Annotated in this window: 17 protein-coding genes; 11 read left to right on the top strand and 6 right to left on the bottom strand. The window is 61.9% G+C overall.

All coding sequences use genetic code 11. The features are described from left to right. Positions 1-42 precede the first annotated feature (42 nt). Together ACVJGD_RS31765 and ACVJGD_RS31760 are read left to right on the top strand one after the other, a co-directional pair. Positions 43-918, top strand: a complete 876-nt coding sequence (locus ACVJGD_RS31765) for a bifunctional helix-turn-helix transcriptional regulator/GNAT family N-acetyltransferase (protein ID WP_456637908.1) — start codon at positions 43-45, stop codon at positions 916-918. Between the two features lie 108 nt (positions 919-1,026). After that, the gene (locus ACVJGD_RS31760) at positions 1,027-2,118 is read left to right on the top strand and encodes an amidohydrolase family protein (protein WP_456637907.1); all 1,092 of its coding nucleotides are present in this window, start codon (positions 1,027-1,029) and stop codon (positions 2,116-2,118) included. A gap of 245 nt (positions 2,119-2,363) precedes the next feature. Here the strand turns inward: ACVJGD_RS31760 and ACVJGD_RS31755 are convergent, their stop codons facing one another. Further along, positions 2,364-2,834: a MarR family winged helix-turn-helix transcriptional regulator gene (locus ACVJGD_RS31755; protein ID WP_456637906.1), complete on the bottom strand. Its 471-nt coding sequence runs from the start codon at positions 2,832-2,834 to the stop codon at positions 2,364-2,366. A 366-nt stretch (positions 2,835-3,200) separates the two neighbouring features. Continuing rightward, positions 3,201-4,784 (bottom strand): porin, encoded by a 1,584-nt coding sequence (locus tag ACVJGD_RS31750; protein WP_456637905.1) that lies wholly within the window; start codon positions 4,782-4,784, stop codon positions 3,201-3,203. A gap of 253 nt (positions 4,785-5,037) precedes the next feature. Between ACVJGD_RS31750 and ACVJGD_RS31745 the strand changes: the two genes are divergently transcribed. Both ACVJGD_RS31745 and ACVJGD_RS31740 read left to right on the top strand, forming a co-directional pair. Further along, entirely contained in the window at positions 5,038-5,526 is a 489-nt protein-coding gene (locus ACVJGD_RS31745) for a MarR family winged helix-turn-helix transcriptional regulator (RefSeq protein ID WP_456637904.1), read from the top strand. Positions 5,527-5,543: 17 nt separating this feature from the next. Next, entirely contained in the window at positions 5,544-6,512 is a 969-nt protein-coding gene (locus tag ACVJGD_RS31740; RefSeq protein ID WP_456637903.1) for a LysR family transcriptional regulator, read from the top strand. Between the two features lie 57 nt (positions 6,513-6,569). Here ACVJGD_RS31740 and ACVJGD_RS31735 read toward each other — a convergent pair whose 3' ends face one another. Continuing rightward, positions 6,570-6,875 carry a hypothetical protein gene (locus tag ACVJGD_RS31735; protein WP_456637902.1) on the bottom strand — a complete coding sequence of 102 codons (306 nt, stop codon included), beginning with the start codon at positions 6,873-6,875 and terminating at the stop codon, positions 6,570-6,572. Between the two features lie 248 nt (positions 6,876-7,123). Between ACVJGD_RS31735 and ACVJGD_RS31730 the strand changes: the two genes are divergently transcribed. Next, positions 7,124-7,948 (top strand): aminoglycoside phosphotransferase family protein, encoded by an 825-nt coding sequence (locus ACVJGD_RS31730; RefSeq protein ID WP_456637901.1) that lies wholly within the window; start codon positions 7,124-7,126, stop codon positions 7,946-7,948. Positions 7,949-8,320: 372 nt separating this feature from the next. Then, positions 8,321-9,082 (top strand): outer membrane beta-barrel protein, encoded by a 762-nt coding sequence (locus ACVJGD_RS31725; protein ID WP_456637900.1) that lies wholly within the window; start codon positions 8,321-8,323, stop codon positions 9,080-9,082. A gap of 79 nt (positions 9,083-9,161) precedes the next feature. Here the strand turns inward: ACVJGD_RS31725 and ACVJGD_RS31720 are convergent, their stop codons facing one another. Beyond that, a complete protein-coding gene (locus ACVJGD_RS31720) occupies positions 9,162-9,818 on the bottom strand; it encodes a glutathione S-transferase (RefSeq protein ID WP_456640440.1) in 657 nt (218 codons plus the stop codon). A 120-nt stretch (positions 9,819-9,938) separates the two neighbouring features. Here ACVJGD_RS31720 and ACVJGD_RS31715 point away from each other — a divergent pair, with 120 nt between their 5' ends. Next, positions 9,939-10,502 (top strand): TetR/AcrR family transcriptional regulator, encoded by a 564-nt coding sequence (locus ACVJGD_RS31715; RefSeq protein WP_456640439.1) that lies wholly within the window; start codon positions 9,939-9,941, stop codon positions 10,500-10,502. A 91-nt stretch (positions 10,503-10,593) separates the two neighbouring features. On the opposite strand, the gene ACVJGD_RS31710 is transcribed toward ACVJGD_RS31715, so the two are convergent. Both ACVJGD_RS31710 and ACVJGD_RS31705 read right to left on the bottom strand, forming a co-directional pair. After that, positions 10,594-11,307, bottom strand: a complete 714-nt coding sequence (locus ACVJGD_RS31710; protein WP_456637899.1) for a DNA helicase — start codon at positions 11,305-11,307, stop codon at positions 10,594-10,596. 298 nt (positions 11,308-11,605) lie between these two features. Continuing rightward, positions 11,606-12,775 carry a TIGR03032 family protein gene (locus tag ACVJGD_RS31705; RefSeq protein WP_456637898.1) on the bottom strand — a complete coding sequence of 390 codons (1,170 nt, stop codon included), beginning with the start codon at positions 12,773-12,775 and terminating at the stop codon, positions 11,606-11,608. A 183-nt stretch (positions 12,776-12,958) separates the two neighbouring features. Between ACVJGD_RS31705 and ACVJGD_RS31700 the strand changes: the two genes are divergently transcribed. From ACVJGD_RS31700 to ACVJGD_RS31685, 4 genes are all read left to right on the top strand, one after another. Further along, complete coding sequence (locus ACVJGD_RS31700; protein WP_456637897.1) at positions 12,959-13,999, top strand: helix-turn-helix domain-containing protein; 1,041 nt, start codon at positions 12,959-12,961, stop codon at positions 13,997-13,999. Positions 14,000-14,166: 167 nt separating this feature from the next. After that, positions 14,167-17,364 (top strand): autotransporter outer membrane beta-barrel domain-containing protein, encoded by a 3,198-nt coding sequence (locus ACVJGD_RS31695; RefSeq protein ID WP_456637896.1) that lies wholly within the window; start codon positions 14,167-14,169, stop codon positions 17,362-17,364. A 642-nt stretch (positions 17,365-18,006) separates the two neighbouring features. After that, the gene (locus tag ACVJGD_RS31690; protein ID WP_456637895.1) at positions 18,007-18,462 is read left to right on the top strand and encodes a (2Fe-2S)-binding protein; all 456 of its coding nucleotides are present in this window, start codon (positions 18,007-18,009) and stop codon (positions 18,460-18,462) included. 4 nt (positions 18,463-18,466) lie between these two features. Continuing rightward, positions 18,467-20,674 carry a molybdopterin cofactor-binding domain-containing protein gene (locus ACVJGD_RS31685; RefSeq protein ID WP_456637894.1) on the top strand — a complete coding sequence of 736 codons (2,208 nt, stop codon included), beginning with the start codon at positions 18,467-18,469 and terminating at the stop codon, positions 20,672-20,674. The last annotated feature ends 135 nt before the right edge of the window (positions 20,675-20,809 follow it).

Raw genomic sequence — 20,809 nt, 5'->3', positions numbered from 1 at the left:
CTACGATTGACAAGACATTTTATCTGACTAAAGTCAGGTATTATGCCGCTCGACCCGATCGCTCGTGTCCGCCGCTTCAACCGTGCCGTCACCTCCGAGGTGGGCGCCCTCGATACGTCCTTTCTCGGGCGCGGCCGGCCGCTCGGCACTGCCCGCGTGCTCAACGCGATCGGGCATGGGCAGTCGGATGTCGCTGTGATCCGCGAATATCTCGGCCTCGATTCCGGCCTGATGAGCCGGTTGCTGCGCGGCCTGGAAGACGAGGGCCTGATCGAGACGGTGCCGCATCCCGACGATGCACGCCGCCGCGTCGCGCGGCTGACCAAGGCCGGCCGTTCCGAATTCCGGGCTTATGAAGCGCTCTCCAACGCCCAGGCCGGCAACTTCCTGGCCCGCCACTCCCACCCGGAAGAACTTCTGCGTGCGATGGACCTCGTCGCTTCCGCGCTCGGGCGCGGCCGCATCGTGCTCGAGGAAATGGACCCGCGACGCGACGATGCGAAATATTGCCTCGGCGAATATTATGCCGAGCTCGCCCGCCGCTTCGAGAACGGCTTCGACGTCTCGTTGTCGCGCGATCCGGAGGCCGTGGACATGATCCGCCCGCGCGGCGCATTCCTCGTCGCGATGTCGGACGGCCTGCCGATCGGGTGCGTCGGACTGAAGCGCGGCGGCGGCGAGATCGCAGAAATCAAGCGGCTTTGGGTCGCGCCGTCCGCGCGCGGCCTTGGACTGGCGCGTCGTCTCATGAAGGCCGCCGAGGACATCGCCCGCGAGTTGTCCATCAGGGTCCTGCGTCTCGATACCAACAGTGCTCTGGCCGAGGCGCAGCAGCTCTACCGCAGCAGCGGCTGGAACGAGATCGAGCGTTTCAACGACGATCCGTATCCCGACACGTTCTTCGAGAAGCACCTCTGAAAAATTGCCGTAGTTGCATTGTGTGCGGCGCGCACCCCGCTGCCTTGCTGAGACCGCCTCCTCCACCTTAGTTTGCGTACACCAAAAAAATAAACCTGGGAGGAACTCGTGACCACCCGTCGGAACTTTTTGAAGGGCGGCGCTGCCGCAAGCATCCTGTTTTGCAGTTGCGGTCTCCTGCGCGGCGCGCACGCGCAACAGCCGGTGCGCCAAACGCTGCCGGTCAGCATCAATGGCAAGCGCGTGAAGACCATCGACGTTCACGCGCATTGTCAGATCCGGGAAGCCGGCGCGCTGCTGGGCAGCGATGCCAGCAAGACGCAGGTCCCTCCGGTACGCGGCGCCGAAGAAGCTTTCATCAATCTCGATCAGCGGCTGGCGGCGATGGACGCGCAAGCGGTCGACATGGAAGTGCTGTCGATCAATCCGTTCTGGTACAACCGCGATCGTGAGCTCGCAGGTTCGATCGTGCAGATCCAGAACGAAAAGCTGGCCGAGCTTTGTGCGTCCAAGCCGGACCGCTTTGCAGCCTTCGCCTCGCTGACGCTGCAGGCGCCCGATCTCGCCGTGAAGGAGCTGGAGACGGCGGTCAAGAAGCAGGGACTGAAAGGCGCGGCGATCGGCGGTATGGTCGATGGCATGCCGTTTTCCGACCCCAAATTTCACCCGGTCTGGGCCAAGGCTGAAGAGCTTGGCGTCCCCTTGTTCATCCATCCGCAGGGGATCGCGGAATTGAACAAGCATCTTGCCGGTAACGGCTGGCTCTCCAACCTCGTTGCCTACCCGACCGAGACCAGCATTGCGCTGGCGCATCTGATCTTTGAAGGCACGTTTGACCGCTTCCCCGGCTTGAAGATCATCGCCGCGCATGGTGGCGGCTATCTGCCTTCTTACGCGGATCGCGCCGATCATGCCTGCCTGGTCAGCCCGGCCAATTGCAACCCCGACGTCAGGCTGAAGAAGAAGCCGACCGAATATCTCAAGCAGATCTATTTCGATTCGCTGGTGTTCACGCCGGAGGCCATCAGGCATCTGGCCGCGCAGGTCGGCGCGTCCCAGCTCGTGCTGGGCAGCGACTATCCTTATCCGTGGCAGTTGCAGCCGGTCGACCACATCTTCGCATGCACGTCGCTGAACGATGAGGAGAAGGCCGACATCCTCGGCCATACCGCGGCGAAGCTGATCAACGTCCAGGCGTGATCAAGCCGAGCAGCAGAAGCGCGGCTCGCAGGATGTTCGCCGCGAAGGCTTCAGGAGCAATCGCCGATCAGGTTGAAGCGCGGCCCCGGTGAGCTGCGCTCCCTCTCCCGCTTGCGGGGGAAGGCTGGGGTGGGGGTGCCTCCGAACTGGGACTCCCCGAGTGGAAAGAGCCCTCACCCGGCGCTACGCGCCGACCTCTCCCGCAAGCGGGAGAGGTGAAGACTCCAGCCTGATCGGATCATGCTCTAGACGCCGCGGACGTGCGCCCCGTTCCGACGGATGCGTTCTTCGGCCGGGCATTCTCGCCCTGCGAGTTTCCAGAGGCAGGAGAGGATCACCTTTGCCTCGGTTGCGTCGAGGCGCGCCATGATCCTTTTCTGATGGTCGCGGGCGCGCCGTTGCAGCACCTTCACGAGCTGATGGCCACTCTTGGTGAGGTGGATCTGTCTGACGCGTGCATCTTCCGCGACCTGGGTCCGCTTGGCTAATCCGCGCTTTTCCAGGCTGTTGAGGGTCGGAACGATCCGCGGTCGCTCCACTTCGAGGCTCTTGGCGAGATCGGCCTGGTTGATGCCCGGGTTCTCCGCGACCACCACCAGCACCAGGAATTCGGCAGCCGTTACCTCGGACTCAGCAAAGCACTGAAGAATTCCCTCAAAGACCGCCAGTTGAGCCCGATGGAGGGCATAGCCAAGGGAACCGTCAAGGTAGGACATTTCTGCTGGTTCAATATGCTCGCGGGACAGGATGGGCATGACCGACGGCGCGTTCCCGACTACCCTTATGGAGGCGGCCCAGGGAGCACCGACAGGGCGCAGGATGCTGCATCGGCCACCCTAGGAAACGCCAGAGCGAAAATCGAAATTCACCGGCTGGTTCTGCACAAAATATGAGCAAATGCGGAACCGGGCGCAACAACAATATGTCGCGCGGACACCATGTCACGTGAACAATGTGTCATGTGAAAAGGAAAAGACCTCCGGCGGGGCATCGCCGGAGGTCCCTGGAGGTCAACATGAAGATCTGTTTGCGGCAGGTCTCTGTTGACGTTGGGAGAGCCGCAGGCCCGCGGCTCTTTGTCTTCAGAAGTTACGCTGCGCGCGGAGCTGGAGCAGGAAGGTATCCTGGTCCTTGAACTCGTAGCGGGCGGCCGGCTTCGGGGCCGACGGGCCCAAGACAGCGGTGCCCTGGAAGCTCTGGTCGAGGTGGAACCACTGGAATTCGGCCGAGAAGGTCAGGTTCTTGACCGGGGTCCAGCGGGTGACCGCGCCGAGCTGCGAGACGTTGAAGTTGGGATTGCAGACGAAGTCCGCGCTGACCGCCTTGGCCGGCGTGGTGTAGTTGAGGCACATGAACGCCTTCGCCGCACCATCATACCGGACTGCCGAATAGCTGCCGAAGAAGCTGGTCGACCAGTAGGGATCCCAGTTGTGGTTGAAGGCGCCGCGGATGCCGAAGGCTTCCGTCAGATGCAGCGAGCCATCGCCGCCAGCCGCGACCGGCAGGTAGACGCCGTCGGTGGTCGCACCGAAGCCGATGCTCTGATACGCGCCGAACGCGCCGCTGCTGCCGAACATCGCGAAGCTCGGCGAGGCCGACGAGGTGGAGATCACGTACTTCGTCGCGCCCTTGGCATAGCTCGCGTCGAACTTGATGTCGTCGCCGGGACCGGTCGGGATGTTCTTGATGTTCACGCCGATCATCGCCGCACCGCCCCACTTGCTGTCGGGGTGACCGGAAAGCTCGGACGCCCCGGTCGGCGCCGCACCCGGCAGACCCACGCCGCCGGCAGGAGCGCCGAGCGCGTTGAGCGTGTTGTACGAACCGCTCACTTCATGCGCCGCGGCCGAAATCTGGAACAAACCCCAGGCCTGGTCGATGCGGATGTTGCCGACGACGTCAGGCGCGTGAACGCCCGCATAGGCGTTGCCGGTGTTGAACGTGGCGTTAAGCGGCAGCGAGAGATTGTAGACCGCGGTGCGGTCCCAGACCGTCGGATCGTCCAGGCCGATGCTGGCCGACACGCCGTTGCCGAACTGCGCGGTGTACTGGATGTTGTTGACGCCGGTGTCGGTGTTCTGACCGCCCAGCAGGTTGGAGTTGATGTTGCCCGGGAAGCCCTGCCACGGCGTAGCGTAGGCGGAGGCAGACTTACCAAACGTGAAACCGGCAAACTGAATGAAGACGTATTCGACCGCGACATAGCCGCCGCCGGGAGTGTCGAGCAGTTGCGAGCCGGCGACCGGGAGCGAACCGTTGATCGAGTTCGGGCTGTAGGTCGAGCCGCCCAGCGTGGAGAACTGGAAGTCGGCCTGCGCGAAGGTGCGGACCACGCCGTATTCGGTGGCGGTGCGGGTATCGACCGTCAGCGCCATACGGGAGCGGGCGGCGAAATAGTCGCGATAACGATTCCCCTGACCGATGTCGCCGTTCCAGGCCGGCGTGCCATGGATGCCGCCGTTGAACGTGGCGTCCACGCGCAGATAGCCACCGATCTTCATGCAGGTGTCGGTGCCCGGAACATACCAGAAGCCGGCGCCATACAGCGAGCAGACCTTCACATATTCGACGGCCTTCGCCTTCACCGGAAGGTCGGCCGCTTGCGCGCCCGCCAGAGTGATGAGGCTCGCCGCCCCACCAAGTACGAATGTCCTAACGACAGTCATTTATTGCAACCTCCTGATCTGACGGGCTGGTGTCAGTCGATGCGGAACGTGCGGCCTGAGACCTCATCGCCCTCGCGGAATGCCCAATTACAAGTGTCTCAAGCTGACGGAAAATTTATCGCGCCGAGCCGACCAGCCCCCTTGCCCGAGCATAAGTAACGAACTTATGTGACGTGATCTAGATAACACCCTTATCAAACGGCAACTAAATCGATCTTGTTGCAGCCAAGATACACTCGGTGACATCTCACCAATGAGCGGAGCGCATGTAGTCGCGATGAGGAAGCGAGACTCTATTCGACAGTTGGGTCGGGAAATAGCGTCGCTCCACGCATCTCTTGATGAACTCTATCATTCCTGGGCGAAAACGCTCGGAATCACCGGCCCGCAATCGAAGATCATGCTGGTCCTCGCCGATGCCGGCAATGACAACGAGTTGTCGGTTGGCAACGTCTCGAAAATTTTGAACGTCGAGGCGTCGTTTGTCACAACGCAGTCAAAAATCCTTGAAAGACATGGATTGATTCACCGAAGGACATCGCGAAGAGACGGACGAATCGTCAACATGTCGCTGACGCATAGGGCGTTGGCGCATCTGGATGGATTGGCGCCGCGACGAGATTTGTTGAACGAATTTATCTTCGCGGAGTTCGCGCCCGGCGAACTCGATGAGCTCAGTGGAAAATTATTCTCTCTCAAGGAAAGGCTGGAGAAAGCGCGTCTGAAGGTAGCGGGGCCTTAGAGAACAGGTACACCGCCATGGACCTTCTCGGCAGCCTCGGCATTCTCCTACGCGTAGCGGAAGTTCGTTCGTTTTCCGCCGTCGCGCGCGAGCGCGATGTCAGTCAGGCCGCGGTCGCCCGCCAGATTTCGCAGCTCGAAGAACATTTCGGCGTTCGCTTATTCCATCGCACCACGCGAAAGATCAGCCTCACCGATGACGGGCAGATGCTCGTCGTCCTCGCCCGACCGATATTGGACGGCGTCGAGGACATGCTGACGGCTGTGGGACGACAGAGCGCCTCTCCCATAGGGCTGGTCCGCGTCGGCGTGACGGGTACGGCAGGTCGTTTTCTCGCGCGGCGCCTGCCCGAATTGCTGGCGGATCATCCGGGGCTGAAGGTCGAGCTGGTGGTGAGCGATCGGATCGGTGACATGATCGAGGATCGTCTCGATCTTGCGATGCGCGCCGGCGAGATATCAGATGCATCGCTCGTCGTTCGTCACGCCGGCACGATGTCGCGTGTCGCCGTTGCGGCGCCGAGCTATATCGATAAGCACGGCGAACCTTCGTTGCCTGCCGAACTTTCACAGCACACTTGCATCGTGCACGCCACCAGCCAGAATTCGGATATGTGGACGTTCGTGACCAACGAAGGCACGGAGCAATTTCGCGTATCGGGAGGATTCCTCGCCAATGACGCAAGTGCTGTGCATCTGGCTGCCCGAGGCGGATACGGGATTGCCTATCTCGCGCTGGTCGACGTGTTCGACGATCTGCGTAGCGGCCAGCTCGTCCGCGTCCTGAGCAACTTCCCGTCTCCGAACATTCCGTTCAGCCTGGTCTACTCCTCACGTCGACATCTTGCGCCACGTACGCGCGTGGTCTTGAATTTCATCCTGGAGGAGCTGCGCGAAATTCGAGCTATGCTTTCCGCGGACCCCGGGGACCCCGGCGAGGTCCGGGATCAGGCAAGCGGCCGGAGCACTCCGGCTCTCAGCGTGTGAAGCGCGGGTCCGCCAAGCGGACCCGCGGCGCGTTCAACGTTCGGGATGGACGGCGCGTCACTGGCAACGAAGCTGCCGATTGTCTCCTGCGGCGACCGCCCGCGATCGGGAATTGTGCGACCGATCCCGCTGCGCGCAGACGGAAGCACGGCCGCCCTCCATGGCCGCGTAGGCGCTTGCATCATTCACGAGCGTCCTTGCGCCCGTACCCGAGTTCAGCACGTCCGAGTTGGGGTGATAGAATGCCTGCAGGCCCGGCTCCTGGATCACTGCCTGCGCGAACACCGGCGGTGCCGCCGAAACTGAAAGCGCCAAGACCGAAAGCAGCATGGCCGAGGCGACGAACGTCTTGAGGCTGGTCATCTTGTTTCTCCGTAAATACCTTGAATGAGGATCACGGCAGCAATCATCGCCCACGCAACGGCGTGGCTCTTTCAATCGTGTGGGAGACATGCCCGCTCAACTCGCAATGGCTGCAACTGATCTGACCGCAGAGCTATCGCGGAAAAGAGATTCGGAAAAAGCGCGCCGCGCTTGAAAGACTTGTGCGCAAATCGCAGAAATCGGGCGGCGCCGGGCGCCGAAGGTAAATGCCGCTATACGCTGATCGGATGTTCGATTCGTATCTCGCAAAATGGCGCCTGGTCCCTGACGGCGATCCCATCGTCACACGTGCCGCCCGGCTGCTGCCGGTGCTGCGGCACGGCGAACCTGCCATGCTCAAATTGTCGTTCGAGCAGGACGAACGTCTCGGCGGCACGGTCATGGAATGGTGGGATGGCGACGGCGCGGCCCGCGTGCTGGCACGCGACGACCACGCGCTCCTGATGGAGCGCGCCACCGGCCCGGCCTCCCTCAGCGACATGGCGAGAACGGGACAGGACGATGAAGCCTGCCGCATCCTGTGCCAAACAGCCGCCCGCCTTCATGCGCCCCGCAACAAAGCGTTGCCCGAGCTGACACCGCTTGCGCAATGGTTTCGCGAGTTGGCACCAGCCGCGAGAACCCACGGTGGCATTCTCTCACGGTGCGCGGAAACGGCCGAAGCCCTGCTCCGCGATCAGCGCGACGTCGTCGTTCTGCATGGTGATCTGCACCACGACAACGTGCTGGACTTCGGCGCACGCGGCTGGCTCGCGATCGACCCCAAGCATATCGTGGGCGAGCGCGGCTTCGACTTCGCCAACATCTTCACCAATCCCGATCTTGCCGACCCGACGCGGCCGATAGCGACCGAGCCAGGCCGCTTTGCCCGGCGCCTGGACATCGTCGCAGAAGCCGCAAAGCTCGACCGGCTCCGCTTGCTTTCCTGGATCCTCGCTTGGACCGGGTTGTCCGCAGCATGGTACTTGGGCGACGGCGATCCGATGGCGAAGATCGACCTGCATATCGCGCAGCTCGCTGCGATCGAGATCGACCGATCACGCTTGCGCTAAGGACGACCGCGCCTGCGCGCCTGCAACGAGCAGCATCCGTTTGGCGCCGACCGGCTTCATGTGACCGCTCGCTCCTATCGTCAACGAGATCAGCTTTTTCCCGAGACCGGCGCGCGGCTTGATCTGCACCAATCAGCCGGAGCGAGCTTGGAGCGTCCGCAAGGGCCGGCGATCTTGGCACAAACCGCATACCGGTTTAGGCAGGGTTATTGCCATTTCTTCCCGCAACAAAATCCGAGTGTTGCAGTTCGGGCACGGGCATCGAGGGTCAAATCATCTATGGTGCGAGGTGGAATTGGAATGGAGACACAACCGCCGCAATAAGTTCATCGGCCGTCCGATCCAAGGCGACGCCGAAAAAGGGGGAACGACATGAAGAAGTTTTTGCTGGGCACTGTTGGTTTGATTGCACTCGGCGCGTCCGCCCCGGCGCTGGCCGCGGATATGCCCGTCAAGGCACCGCCACCGGCGCCGCTTCCGGTGATCTACAACTGGAGCGGCTTCTACATCGGCGCCAACGGCGGCTGGGGCCAGAGCCGCAATTGCTGGGACTTCGTCGACGCTTTCGGTGGAGTGTTCAGTGACGGGTGTCGCGACCGATCCGGAGGTCTGGTCGGCGGTCAGATCGGGTATCGGTGGCAGTGGGGCGGTGGCTGGGTGTTCGGCCTGGAGGCCCAAGGGGATTGGGCGGATATCCAGAACACGCGCGCCAGCATCATCAATCCGCTGTTCTCGACGCGCGTGGAAACGGACGGCATCGGCCTTTTCACCGGCCAGATCGGTTATGCCTGGAACGCGTCGCTGCTGTACTTCAAGGGTGGCGCGGCGGTGACGAGCAACCGATTCAGCGTACTCGACACGTTTAGCGGCTTTGAATTTGACTCCGCGAGTTCGACCCGCTGGGGTGGTGTCGTGGGTGTCGGATTTGAGTACGGCTTCGCACCGAACTGGTCGGTCGGTGTCGAGTACGACCACCTGTTCATGGGCGATGCGAACAATTCGTTCTCGGTGATCAATCCCATCGTTGCCGGTGCGCTCAATCGCATCAGCCAGGACGTGGATATGGTGACGTTGCGCGTCAACTATCGCTTCGGCTGGGGCGCTTACGCTCCACCGGTTGCTGCCCGTTACTGATTTTCCCGAAATCCAGCCAACTCAGCCCCGGCATCGTCCGGGGCTTTTTGCTATGCGGTGAGGACCATTGCCGACGATTTCAAGCGGACGCGCCGGTCGGTGCAGACATCGCGAGCTGGTTCTTTACGCTGGGACGCGCTTGCATCCTTGCGTACCAGGCTTGAAGGGCCTCGCATTCCGCAGGGACCGGCAGCTTCACCAGCGCCGCAAAGATCAACCCGCCTATCACCGTGATGTCGGCCATCGAGAAGGCTTCACCGGCGACGAACGGCTGTCCTTTCAGAACCGCATCGAAGTAGTGCATGCCCCGCAGGGCTTTGTCGCGCTGACGGAGCCCCCACTCTTCGTTCTGATAAATCTCGACGTCCGGCCCGAGCCCCGGCGTCGCGTGATGGAAATAGACGCTGATCGCGTCGAGCAGCTCCAACTCGGCGCGCTTGCTCATCATGTGGATCACGCCCTTTTCGCGTGGTGTCCTGCCGGTGAGCGTGGGAGTGCCATCGAGTGCGTCGAGATATTCGGTGATGGCCGTGCACTCTGCAATGAATGTCCCGTCGTCGAGTTCGAGCACCGGCAGCGTGCCTGAGTAGTTCTTGGCGAGGAAGTCGGCCTTCTTGTGCTCGCCTTTCCATAAATTGACCGTCACGAACCGGACGCGCGATTGCAGGTTCTTCTCGGCCAAAGCGATACGCACGCGAGCCGGATAAGGGCCGGTGGGCCAATCATGAATCTTCATCATCACGTCCTTTACCGAACCTACCTGTCACATGGCAGACCACCAATAAGCCTTCAAATTTGTCTGGTCAAGGCCTATCTAGCGCTTGGTAGGCTTGATTGGCGGTCAGTGAGGAGCGAAATGAGTTCAAGTTCTAAGGAAGCCATCCTGGCGGCAGCCAGACGGACCGCACAGGCGCGTGGCTACAACGGCTTGAATTTCCGCGATCTCGCGGACGAGGTGGGCATCAAGGCCGCGAGCATCTACCATCATTTCCCGAGCAAGGCTGATCTCGGCGCTGCGGTAGCGAAGCGCTATTGGGAGGACACAGCGGCCAGTCTTGAATCCATGCTGGCCGAAACCTCGGATCCGGTCCGCTGCCTGCGTCAATATCCCGATGTATTTCGCAAGGCGCTCACGAACAATAATCGCATGTGCCTCTGCAGCTTCATGGCTGCCGAATATGATGACCTGCCGGAAGCGGTGAAGAAAGAGGTTCAGGCCTTCGCCGATGTCAACGTGGCGTGGCTAAGGAGGGTTCTGTCCGCTGCGGCCGTGGTCAGTCCCGCCGAGAGCGAGCCGCGGGCTCGCGCCATCTTCGCCGCCATCGCCGGCGCTCAGCTCATTGCGAGGAGCCGCTCGGATATCTCGCTCTACGACGCGTTGATCGATAGCTATCGCGTGGCGGGTCTGCTGCCGGCATAGCGATCGACAATCTCGCACAACGCATCCTTGCAGCCCCTGTCGCGCACGATCGATCTGGCACACGACAGGAGCAGGACCGGATTGGCCCTCGCTAGCTCGCCGCCCGGAACTGAACTTCGCCTTTGTTCAAGAAGCAGGTCTTGTTGAACAGCCGCAAGTCCAGCGGGTTGGGGAGTCGGACATCGCCAATGTCGGGACACCGCTTCTTCGACGGATCGTATGATCGATCAATCTGAGAGATAAAGACGATGATCAGTCCCCGCTCCTGCGCAAATGACTTCAGCACGCGAACTTGCTCTGCCAATTCGGGGTTTTCCCGTTTCTGATCGAGCAACTGCAGATAGTCCACTACGACCAGCGTGCCGCGAGCCACCGCCGCCAGCCTCCCCATGATGTAATCGGAACTTATCGCGTCGGAGCAGTCGAGTTCGAACAGTCCATCAAACTGCGCGTACTCCGCTCCGATTGCCTGAAAACGATCCAGAACGTCCTTTTCCGTATACTCCAGCGTGAAGAACACGGCCCGATTGCCGGATTTCATGGCCTCAATGGCGAGTTCGAGGCTCATCAGGGTCTTGCCTTGACCCGGGCGCGCGCCCACCAGCACCAGGTCACCAGGTTTCAATCGAGCAAGCAGCTTGCGAGCCGGCCTGGACGCCGACAGTTTCGCCGCAAGGAGGCTCCAATCGCTGTAGCCTTCCTGGAGGGCTACACGGTTGAGCGCGACATGGAGTGGAATGCGTTCGTCGCGGGACAAGAGTTTGGCTTTGCGCTTCAAATGGTAAATCGGCGCAGACAGCTTCATCGGCAACCTCCTATTGCGAGCAATCTTCGCAATCCCTCCTTATGCTTGGCGCTCGAACAGTCGGTTCGATGATCAGGTAGCCCGGTATGAATGATACTTTCCCGATCGGAGGGGGGAGGCGTGGGCCGCGCGCGAATCGGATGTTAGCTCAATCCGTGGGAGACGGGAATCGCATGCAGCCCGTCATCGACAACAATGCCGTCAAGCAACTAGCGAAAGGCAAATTGCACCATCGGAACGTCACGGACCTCTAGGTCCCGCTACAGCCAAGCCTACCTGATGGTTGCCACAATAGAGGTTACGGCGCGTCCGATGGTAGCCGTGCCGCGGCTTCAAAAGTCACGATGCGCTGGATGTCATCGGTGAGTATCCCGGTTGCGGTCGCGTGCCGTACGTCCGGGATCACCTGCACGTCGAACAATTCGGTAACGCCGCCTTCCAGCCTGATCCATTCGACAATGTTGCCGGTCGAAAGCTCGATGATCTGCACCCCGCACCACGGTTCGGCATCGCGCTTCTTCAACTCGCCATTGAGTGCGAGCCCGGAAAACGAGCCACCCCGCGGCAGCGACAGGCCGACGAGGGCGTAGCCGTTATGGAAGGCAAGCCCGCGCAGAAATCCGGGGCAGAAGGTGTGCGGAACGAACTCACCGCTCGCCAGATCGACCGTGCCTAAATAGCCGGTACCGGAATTGAGCAGCCAGAGCTTGCCTTGATGCAGCCGCGGGCTGTGCGGCATCGACAGGTTTTCGCTGACGATGGCATCGGTGGCCACGTCAATGACACAGCCTCCCTCGGCGCGGCGATCGCGCCAGCCGTTGACGACGTCGCTTTTGCAGACCGCAGTGACATAGGCTGGCGCACCATCCCGCATGGCCAGACCGTTGAGGTGACAGCGGTCCTCCGGTGCCAGCTTGGATATGAAGGGCGGCTTCCAGAAGACGCGAAAGGAATGGACCGGGCTCAACAACGCGAGACAGGAATAGCTCGTATTGACGAAAACGATGCGCCCATCTGCCATCACAGCGACGTCGTGAATATCGAGATCGCCGGTCGTGTGAGCGACGCGTGGCACGTAATGGCGGTCGGCGCCTTCATTCGTGCGCTGCTCCTGGCCGAGCACATTCTCTAATCGCCAGAGCTGAAAAAGCGTGGCGAGCAAAATGCGCTGCGGGTCGGCCCATAGTCCCATGGCACGCGCGAAGAAGCGCTCGTGGAAAGAGACGCGCTCCTGTCGGTCCACGCCGACCAGATAAAGCCGGCCGCTCTGGTAGGAGCTAAAGGCGATGCTGACATTGTTGCGCAGAAGCCAGCTCGCCAGTCCGCGCGTGCAGGTGATCTTGACCGGCTGCGACTGCGGCGCGCCGTCCTGCGCCGGCGCTTGCTGCTGCCGCGGGCTCGACGCTGCCTGAGCAGGATCGACGAGTGCCTGCTGTCCAGGAGGAAAACGCTCGGAATGTTCATCCATGAGTTACCTACGCAATTGCCAATGTATGCAGCCACCTTCGTAGCATGCGCGCGGGATGTCCTGATCTTGTAATACCGACAAGATAACTTTATTCTTTAGTTGGAACAGGGGAATCGGAAGGTCAGAGTCGCGAATCGCTTCCGGATGGAAGACAGCGGCACCGGCTCGCAACGATCATAGATCATGGAGCAGTTCACCGCCGGCGAACGCGGCTTCAAGCAGTTCTGCGAAGCGACCGACGAAATCTGCGATGTCCGCTCCGCGGTCACGCCGGACACATTCCGCAATATTTCCACGGGTACGCCTCTCTCCGGCGGGTTGCTGATCGACGCCCGCTCCACGTCCGTGCAATACCAGCGCACGGTGCGCCATGTCGCACGCGGCGGAATCGATCACTACCAGATCGCAATGTATCTCGACGGCGAGACCGAATTCGCCGCCGGCCGCCGCAGCGCGCATTTGCGCACCGGCGACGTCTGCCTCATCGACATGGCGCAGGCGAACCGCACGCACATGAAGGCCGGCGCGAGCGGCGTCTCCCGCGTCCTGACGCTGGTGGTGCCCCGCGCGCGACTGGCGCCGCTGCTGGCAACGCCGGATTCGATGTCCGCCTCAGTCGTCGCCGCCGATACGCCGGCGGGCCGCCTCATCGGCGACCATCTTCTGGCGCTGCGTCGGGGCGAAGCGCGCGCGGACGATCCCGCCGCGGTCGACGATGCGGCGCGGCTCGTCGCCGGTGCGGTCGGCTCCGCCGGCGATGCCGAAGCCACCGTCGCGCGCGCCGCTAACGGCGCGCTCGCCGCCGCGATCAAGCGCCATATCGAGGCCGAACTCGACTCGCCGTCGTTGACGGCGGAGACGCTCTGCAAGCGGTTCGGCGTCTCGCGCACCCAGCTCTACCGGCTGTTGGAGCCCGACGGCGGGCTCTACCGTTACATCCGGGAGCGCCGCCTCGACCGCGCCTTCCGCCGGTTGATGTCGCCCCTGGGCGAAGCGGTGCGCCTGATCGATCTTGCATTCGAATCGCATTTCAGCAGCGACAACACCTTTGTCCGCGCCTTCCGTCACCGGTTTGGCATCACGCCCGGCGAGGTGCGCGAACTGGCGATGGCACGCGCGCAAAATGACAGCGGCCGCAGCGGCGCGGGGCTGAATTTCGACCCGGCCGCCGCCATGCGACAACTCGCGGCGGATGGCCGGGACAAGCGTTCAGCCTGGCCATGACGGCTGACCATGTCAGCCCGAATAGATTTCGCGCAAGCGCCGCCTGCCCGAAAAGAAGGCAACCATCCACGCAGCAATCTTGCCCATTGGGACGCGCTGCACATTGCGCCGCGTAAGAATCCGCTAACGTCGCCCCAACGCGACACAAGTGGGCTCGAGTGAACGTGATGCGGAAGGGGAAGGCGTCGTTGCGCTCCGGCGCAACCGCGGGAGGATGGCAAGACGACTGGGCACGCCCCCTTCGGCTCGGGCGGCTCACCGAAACCGGCCTCTACAGCTACCATGCGCTCGCCGGCGAGGGGGCGGACACATTCCAGGCGCTGAGCGCGAGCCGCGGCTGGCGCCTGGCGCTGCTCGGTACGGCGGCAAGCGGTGCGCTGTGGCTGATGGCGCCGCGACCGGCGCAAGCCGGACCCGGTGGCTGCACGACGGTCGGAACGACCGCCACCTGCACGGGCGACCAGTCGGCCGGGATCGGCGCTGCTGATTTCGATCAGTCCGCCGTCGACACGCTCAACGTCAATTCGCTGACTGCCAATATCACACCGGCTGCCGGCACGCACGGTATCGATTTCTACCGCTCGAACGGCAATGTCACCATCAACAGCGACATCTCGCCCGTTTCCATCTCGGTGACCGGAACCGCCGACGGCATTCGTGCCGAGACCTTCGTGCCTGGGTCGTGGTCCTCCGGGATGGTGACGATCAACCACACCGGCGACATCACGTCGGCCGGCGGTTTCGGCATCCACGCATTCACGGATGGTTTTTTCGGCTCCACCGGCATCGCCATCACCAGCAGCGGCACGATCGCTTCATATCGTGATGGCATTTACGCGCGCGACAATTTAGGCGCTTCCATCGTCGTCACGCGCAGTGGCGATATCAATTCGAGTAACGGCAATGGCATTTTTGCCCGTTCGCGCGATGGGACCACCTCTGTCAGCAGCGTCGGAAATATCAACGCGGCCGGGTTTGGCGTTTATGCGTACAGTTCATTCGGTGCCACGGTCAACAGCATCGGAGATATTGTCGCGGCCTCCGGCATCTTCGCGGAGTCATCGTTTAGCGGCGATGTAACGGTCTCGCAAAGCGGCGGCGTGTCGGCTGTTTATATCGGCATTTGGGCAACTAGCAGCGGGTCCGCAACGATCACGCATTCTAATGGCGATATCATCTCGTCCAACAGCGACGCCATCTTTGCGGATGCCAGTGGCGACATAAACATTGTCAGCCGCGGCAATCTTATCGCCCATCGCTATGGAATTATCGCAACCGCCGGGAACGATCTCACGGTGAACAGCACCGGCGACATTACCGCGAGCACCGGTGCCGGCATGTCTCTCTCGGCACAGCGAGCCATCTCTGTCACCAGCAGGGGAAACATCCACGCGCCCGGCGACGGCATTAACGCGCGCATGTCGAATGTCTTCGGAAGCGGCGTCACGGTGGACAGTACGGGCGACATCACCGCGTCCGGCGGCAGTGGAATCGAAGCAGGATCGGTTGCCGGCAACGTGTCGGTCACCAGCCGGGGAAACATCAGCGCGCATGACTACGGGATCGACGCTTGGTCCATAGGCAACGTCACGGTGAACAGCACCGGCGACGTCACATCGCTAACTGGCAGCGGCATCTATGCGCACGGCACCGGCAATGTCGACGTCACGGTCAATGGCGGGACCATATCCGGCGCCAACGCGGGCGTTAAGCTGGACGGCGGCGGCACCAGTACCGTGACTGTTGGTTCGACGGCGACGGTGACAGGAGGCCTTTTCGCCATCGTCGGCGGCGCCGGCAACGACACGGCGAACAATTCCGGCACGGTTACCGGCAATGTCGATCTCGGCGGCGGCACCAACGCCTTCAACAACCTTTCGGGCGGCGTGTTCAACAGCGGCGCGACGGTCAACCTCGGCGCCGGCAATGCGCTGACCAGCAGCGGCACGCTGGCGCCGGGCGGGATCGGCACAGTCGGAACGACGACGCTCACCGGCAATTTCGTGCAGAACACAAGCGGCGTATTTGCCGTGGATATCGATCGCGCTACCGGAACGGCAGACCGGCTCAACGTCAGTGGCACCGCTAACCTCGCCGGCACCGTGGCGCCCAGGCTCACGAATATCTTCGGCCCGGCAGGACAGACCTACACCATCCTGTCCGCTGCCGGCGGCACCATCGGCACCGGGCTCGGTGTGCTCGGCGTGCAGAACACGGCGGCGGTGACCTACGCGCTCTCATATCCGAACGTGACCGATGTCAACCTTGCCGTCACCGTCAACTTCGCCCCGTCGGGATTGATGCCGAACGAGAAAGCGGTGGCGCAGAACCTGCAGCAGGCTTACCTTGCCGGCGGTGGTGGTCTCAGCAATCTGCTGACCTATCTGACGACGCTCGATTTCGGGCCATTCGCGGCGAGCCTCAACCGCCTGACCCCCGAGCCCTATCTCGCGCAGTCGCAGACCGCGCTCTGGTCCGGCTTTGACTTCGTCAATTCGCTGTTCAGTTGCCCGGTCCCGAGCAGCGGGGCCTCGCTGATGGGCGAGGAAAGCTGCTATTGGCTGCGTCCGAACGGACGTGGGGCCTCAATCGGCGGGCACGACGGCTACATGGGTTTCACCGAGAGGGCAGCCGGCCTCACCGGCGGCGTGCAAGGCCAACTGGCTGCCAATTGGTATCTCGACGTCGGCGCCGGCTATGAGCGCTCGAGTATCGGCACCGACACCTCTTCCGCCAACGGCGACGTGTTCCACGGCGGCGCCGCGCTCAAATACATCCGCGACAATTGGCTGGTAGCCGGCAGCGTGAGCGGCAGCCTCGCCCGCTATGATACCAGCCGCTACGGCATTCCGACTGCAGGCACGGCAACAGCGCATGCTGATACGTCGACGCTCGACCTGCGCTTACGCTTTGCCTACGCCTTCGGCACGCCGGCGCTCTACGTCAAACCGCTTGTCGACTTTGACGCGGTGGGCCTGTGGCGTGGGGCGATCAACGAGAGTGGCGCCGGCGCGCTTAACCTGCATGTGCAAAGCCAGAACGATTGGTTGGCGTCGGCAGCGCCGGCGGTGGAGATCGGGACGCAGTGGCAGCAGGGCGGCTACACGTGGCGGCCTTATGTACGTGCCGGCGTTCGCTTCCTGAGCAAGGACAGCTTCAGCACCACGGCAAGCTTCGAAGGAGCACCCGCTGGCATCGCGCCATTCACGGCGACTTCGCCGATCGATCGGACGTTAGCCCAAGTCTCCGCCGGTTTCGACGTTTGGCAAGGCAAGAATTTCAGTCTGCGCCTCAGCTATGAGGGCCGCTTCGGTAGCCGTACCAGCGACAACGGCGGGTCGCTCGAAGTGCGGGCGACGTTCTGAATAGGATGATGCCGGCGTGAATCGTTTCTGATCTGTCCCGTCCGACGGACCGTCATCGACAACAGTGCCAACAAGCGACTTGCGAAGGGGGCTCGGCGTCTGCCCTCCGAAGGCAGCACCTCGACGTCAACACGTCCAACCGACGTTCTCATTCTGAAGAGAAGTCCGAGCCGCGTTCGGTCGCTGTATCGGCAATCAATGCCATCGCGACCTGCACACGCGCCTTGATTTGCTACGCAGAGAGGACCGTCGCGGCATTATTCTCCGCTGCTATGGAAACTATGCATATCGGCTATTGGAAAACTCCGTCCCGCGCTGCGATCAATGGGTAGCACCGTCGCAGATTTCATCGAGTAACGCCTAAGGCGACCTCGACGGATGTCACCCAATGGCGTGGGAAAAAAGGTTTGGTCGTGGAGAAAAAAGTAGGCGCCTTACCCTACCGATCGCCGGAACCGTCTTCAGCGCGGTTGCTATGACGGCTGCATTCGCGCAGTCCCAATCCGATAACGGCGGCGCACCGACGAGGAAGCGCTATCTCCCGAACGTACCTACATCGGGCAACTTGATCCTGCGGAAGAATTTCAATGTGTGGGTGTTCGCGGGCCCGCCGTTCACCCCCAACGCGCTCAAGAGGCGTCCATGGCTTTCACGTTAAAGATCAACGGCACACCCCGTGAGATCGATGTCGACGGCGACACCGCGCTGCTTTGGGTACTGCGCGATGTGCTCGGCATGACCGGGACCAAGTTCGGCTGCGGCCAGGCGCTGTGCGGCGCCTGCACCGTGCATGTCGGCGGCCAGGCCGTCCGCTCCTGCCAGACAACGGTCGACAGCGTCGGCGACAGTGCGATCACCACGATCGAGGCGATCGGCAAGACGCCGCAGGGCGCGGCCTTGCAGAAGGCGTGGCTGGAGCTGGAGGTGGTGCAGTGCGGCTACTGCCAGTCCGGCCAGGTGATGTCGGCGGCGGCGCTGCTGAAGGACACGCCGAAGCCGACCGATGACGATATCGACGCCGCCATGTCGGGCAATGTCTGCCGATGCGGCACCTATCAGCGCATCCGCGCCGCGATCAAGCACGCTGCGGGAGTTTGAAATTATGGATGAGCTTTTTCTGAAAGAGCAGATTGTCGATGAAACAGCGATGTCGCGGCGCGCCTTCCTTCAGGGCACAGGTTTGCTGCTTGGTTTTGCGCTGACCGGTGCAAGCACGGGGTCCGTCTTCGCGGCGCCTGCTTCGCAGGTGGTCGAAAACGAGGTCACGGGTACTTTCGCGCCGAATGGTTTTATACGGATCAATCCGACCGGCGCCGTGACCCTGGTCATTCCGATGATCGAGATGGGACAGGGCGTTTACACGTCGCTCTCGATGCTTCTCGCTGAAGAACTGGAAGTGAAGCTTGACCAGATTCAGGTTCAGCATGCGCCGCCAAATCATGCGCTTTACGTCAACTCGATCATAGGCATTCAAAATACAGGTGGTTCCGCCTCTGTCCGCGCCTTCTGGACACCGCTGCGTCAGGCAGGGGCAGTGGGTCGTAATCTGCTGATCGCGGCGGCCGCAAAGCGCTGGAATGCCGATCCAGCGACTTGCCGCGCCAAGGATGGCGTCGTGTTCGATGCGTCAGGCTCGAGGCATCTGGGCTACGGCGAACTTGCAACGGCTGCGGCGAAATTGCCTGTGCCGCCTGCGGCAGCCGTCAAATTGAAGGATCCGAAGGATTTCACGCTGATCGGCACGCGTGCCAGGCGCGTGGACTCACCGATAAAGGTCGATGGGCGCGCGCTCTACGGCATCGATACGCGACTGCCGGGCATGAAGGTTGCAACGGTTGCTATTTCGCCCGTGCTCGGTGGCAAAGCGAAAACGGTAAACGAGAAGGCCGCGCTGGCAGTGAAGGGCGTCCGGCAGGTGGTCAATATCGATGAAGCTGTTGCCGTGGTGGCGGATCACATGGGTGCGGCGAAGAAGGGACTCGAGGCCGCCGCTATCACGTGGGACGACGGGCCGAACGGCAAGGTCAGCAACGCCGATATCGTCACGCAATTGGAGGAGGAATCCAAAAAGCCGGGCGCGGTTGCCCGCAACGTCGGTGATGTGGCGAAGGCACTTGCGGGGGCGGCGCAACGGGTTGACGCCATCTATCGAGTGCCCTTCCTGGCCCATGCGGCGATGGAGCCGATGAACTGTACCGTTCATCTGCGGAAGGATCGTTGCGACATCTGGGTCGGGACACAGGCGCCTACGATCACGCAGTCTCAGGTGGCCGAACTCACCGGCCTGCCAAAGGATGCGATCAAAATTCACAATCATCTGATTGGTGGTGGCTTCGGCCGAAGACTGGAAGCCGATGGCACGATCCTCGCCGTCAAGATCGCCAAGCACGTCGACGGCCCGGTGAAGGTGATCTGGAGCCGCGAGGAAGACATCCAGCACGATATGTATCGGCCGTACTATCTCGATCGGCTGTCGGCCGGACTTGACGCGGCCGGCAAGCCGGTTGCCTGGACACATCGGATCGCCGGTTCCTCAGTCATGGCTCGCTATTATCCCCCTTACTTCAAGGACGGATTGGACCCCGATGCCGTAGAAGCGGCGGCAGAACCGCCCTATGCACTGCCCAATATCCGCGTCGACTATGTCCGGGTCGAGCCCCCCGGTGTCCGGACGTCTTGGTGGCGCGGCGTCGGACCGACTCACAATGTTTTTGTGGTCGAAAGCTTCATAGATGAGCTCGCTCATGCCGCGAAGCAGGATCCCGTCGCTTTTCGCAAGGGATTGCTCGGCCACAATCCGCGAGCGCTCGCTGTTCTGTCGCTTGCGGCGGAAAAAGCAGGGTGGGGATCACCCCTTCCCGCGCGGCATGGCCGCGGAATTTCGGTACAATTCGCATACGGAAGTTACACGTCGCAGGTCGCCGAGGTCGAAGTGGCGGGCGATGGCTCTGTCAAAGTCAAGCGGATCGTCTGTGTGATCGACTGCGGCATGTATGTCAATCCCGATACGATCGAAGCACAGATTCAAGGTGGAACGCTTTTCGGTCTGACCGCAGCTCTCCATGGGTCAATCACCTTCAAGGATGGACGGGTCGAGCAGAGCAATTTCGACAGCTATCTGCCGATGCGTATCGACGAGGTACCGGTGGTGGAGACACACTTGATTAAGAACGCGGAGGCTCCGGGTGGCGTTGGTGAAGCTCCGACAGCCATTGTCAGTGCTGCAGTGACCAATGCGATCTTCGCCGCGACTGGCAAGCGTGTGCGCAGCCTGCCGATCGATACAAATTCGCTGAAGTCGTCGTCTTAGTCCTTGCCCGTCGTCCCGCACGCGTTGTAGCGCGCACGGGATGACGGCCCGGAACTAAAGCCCCGAAGCATAACGACTATGGGAGCGTTCGCGTTCTCCGCGGGTCCCAATTTCGTCTAATGGCAAGAGACGAAG

Source organism: Bradyrhizobium sp. USDA 10063, assembly GCF_054063735.1.
Note: the sequence above shows the minus strand (reverse complement) of the source record. Positions and strands in the feature narration are given on the sequence as shown.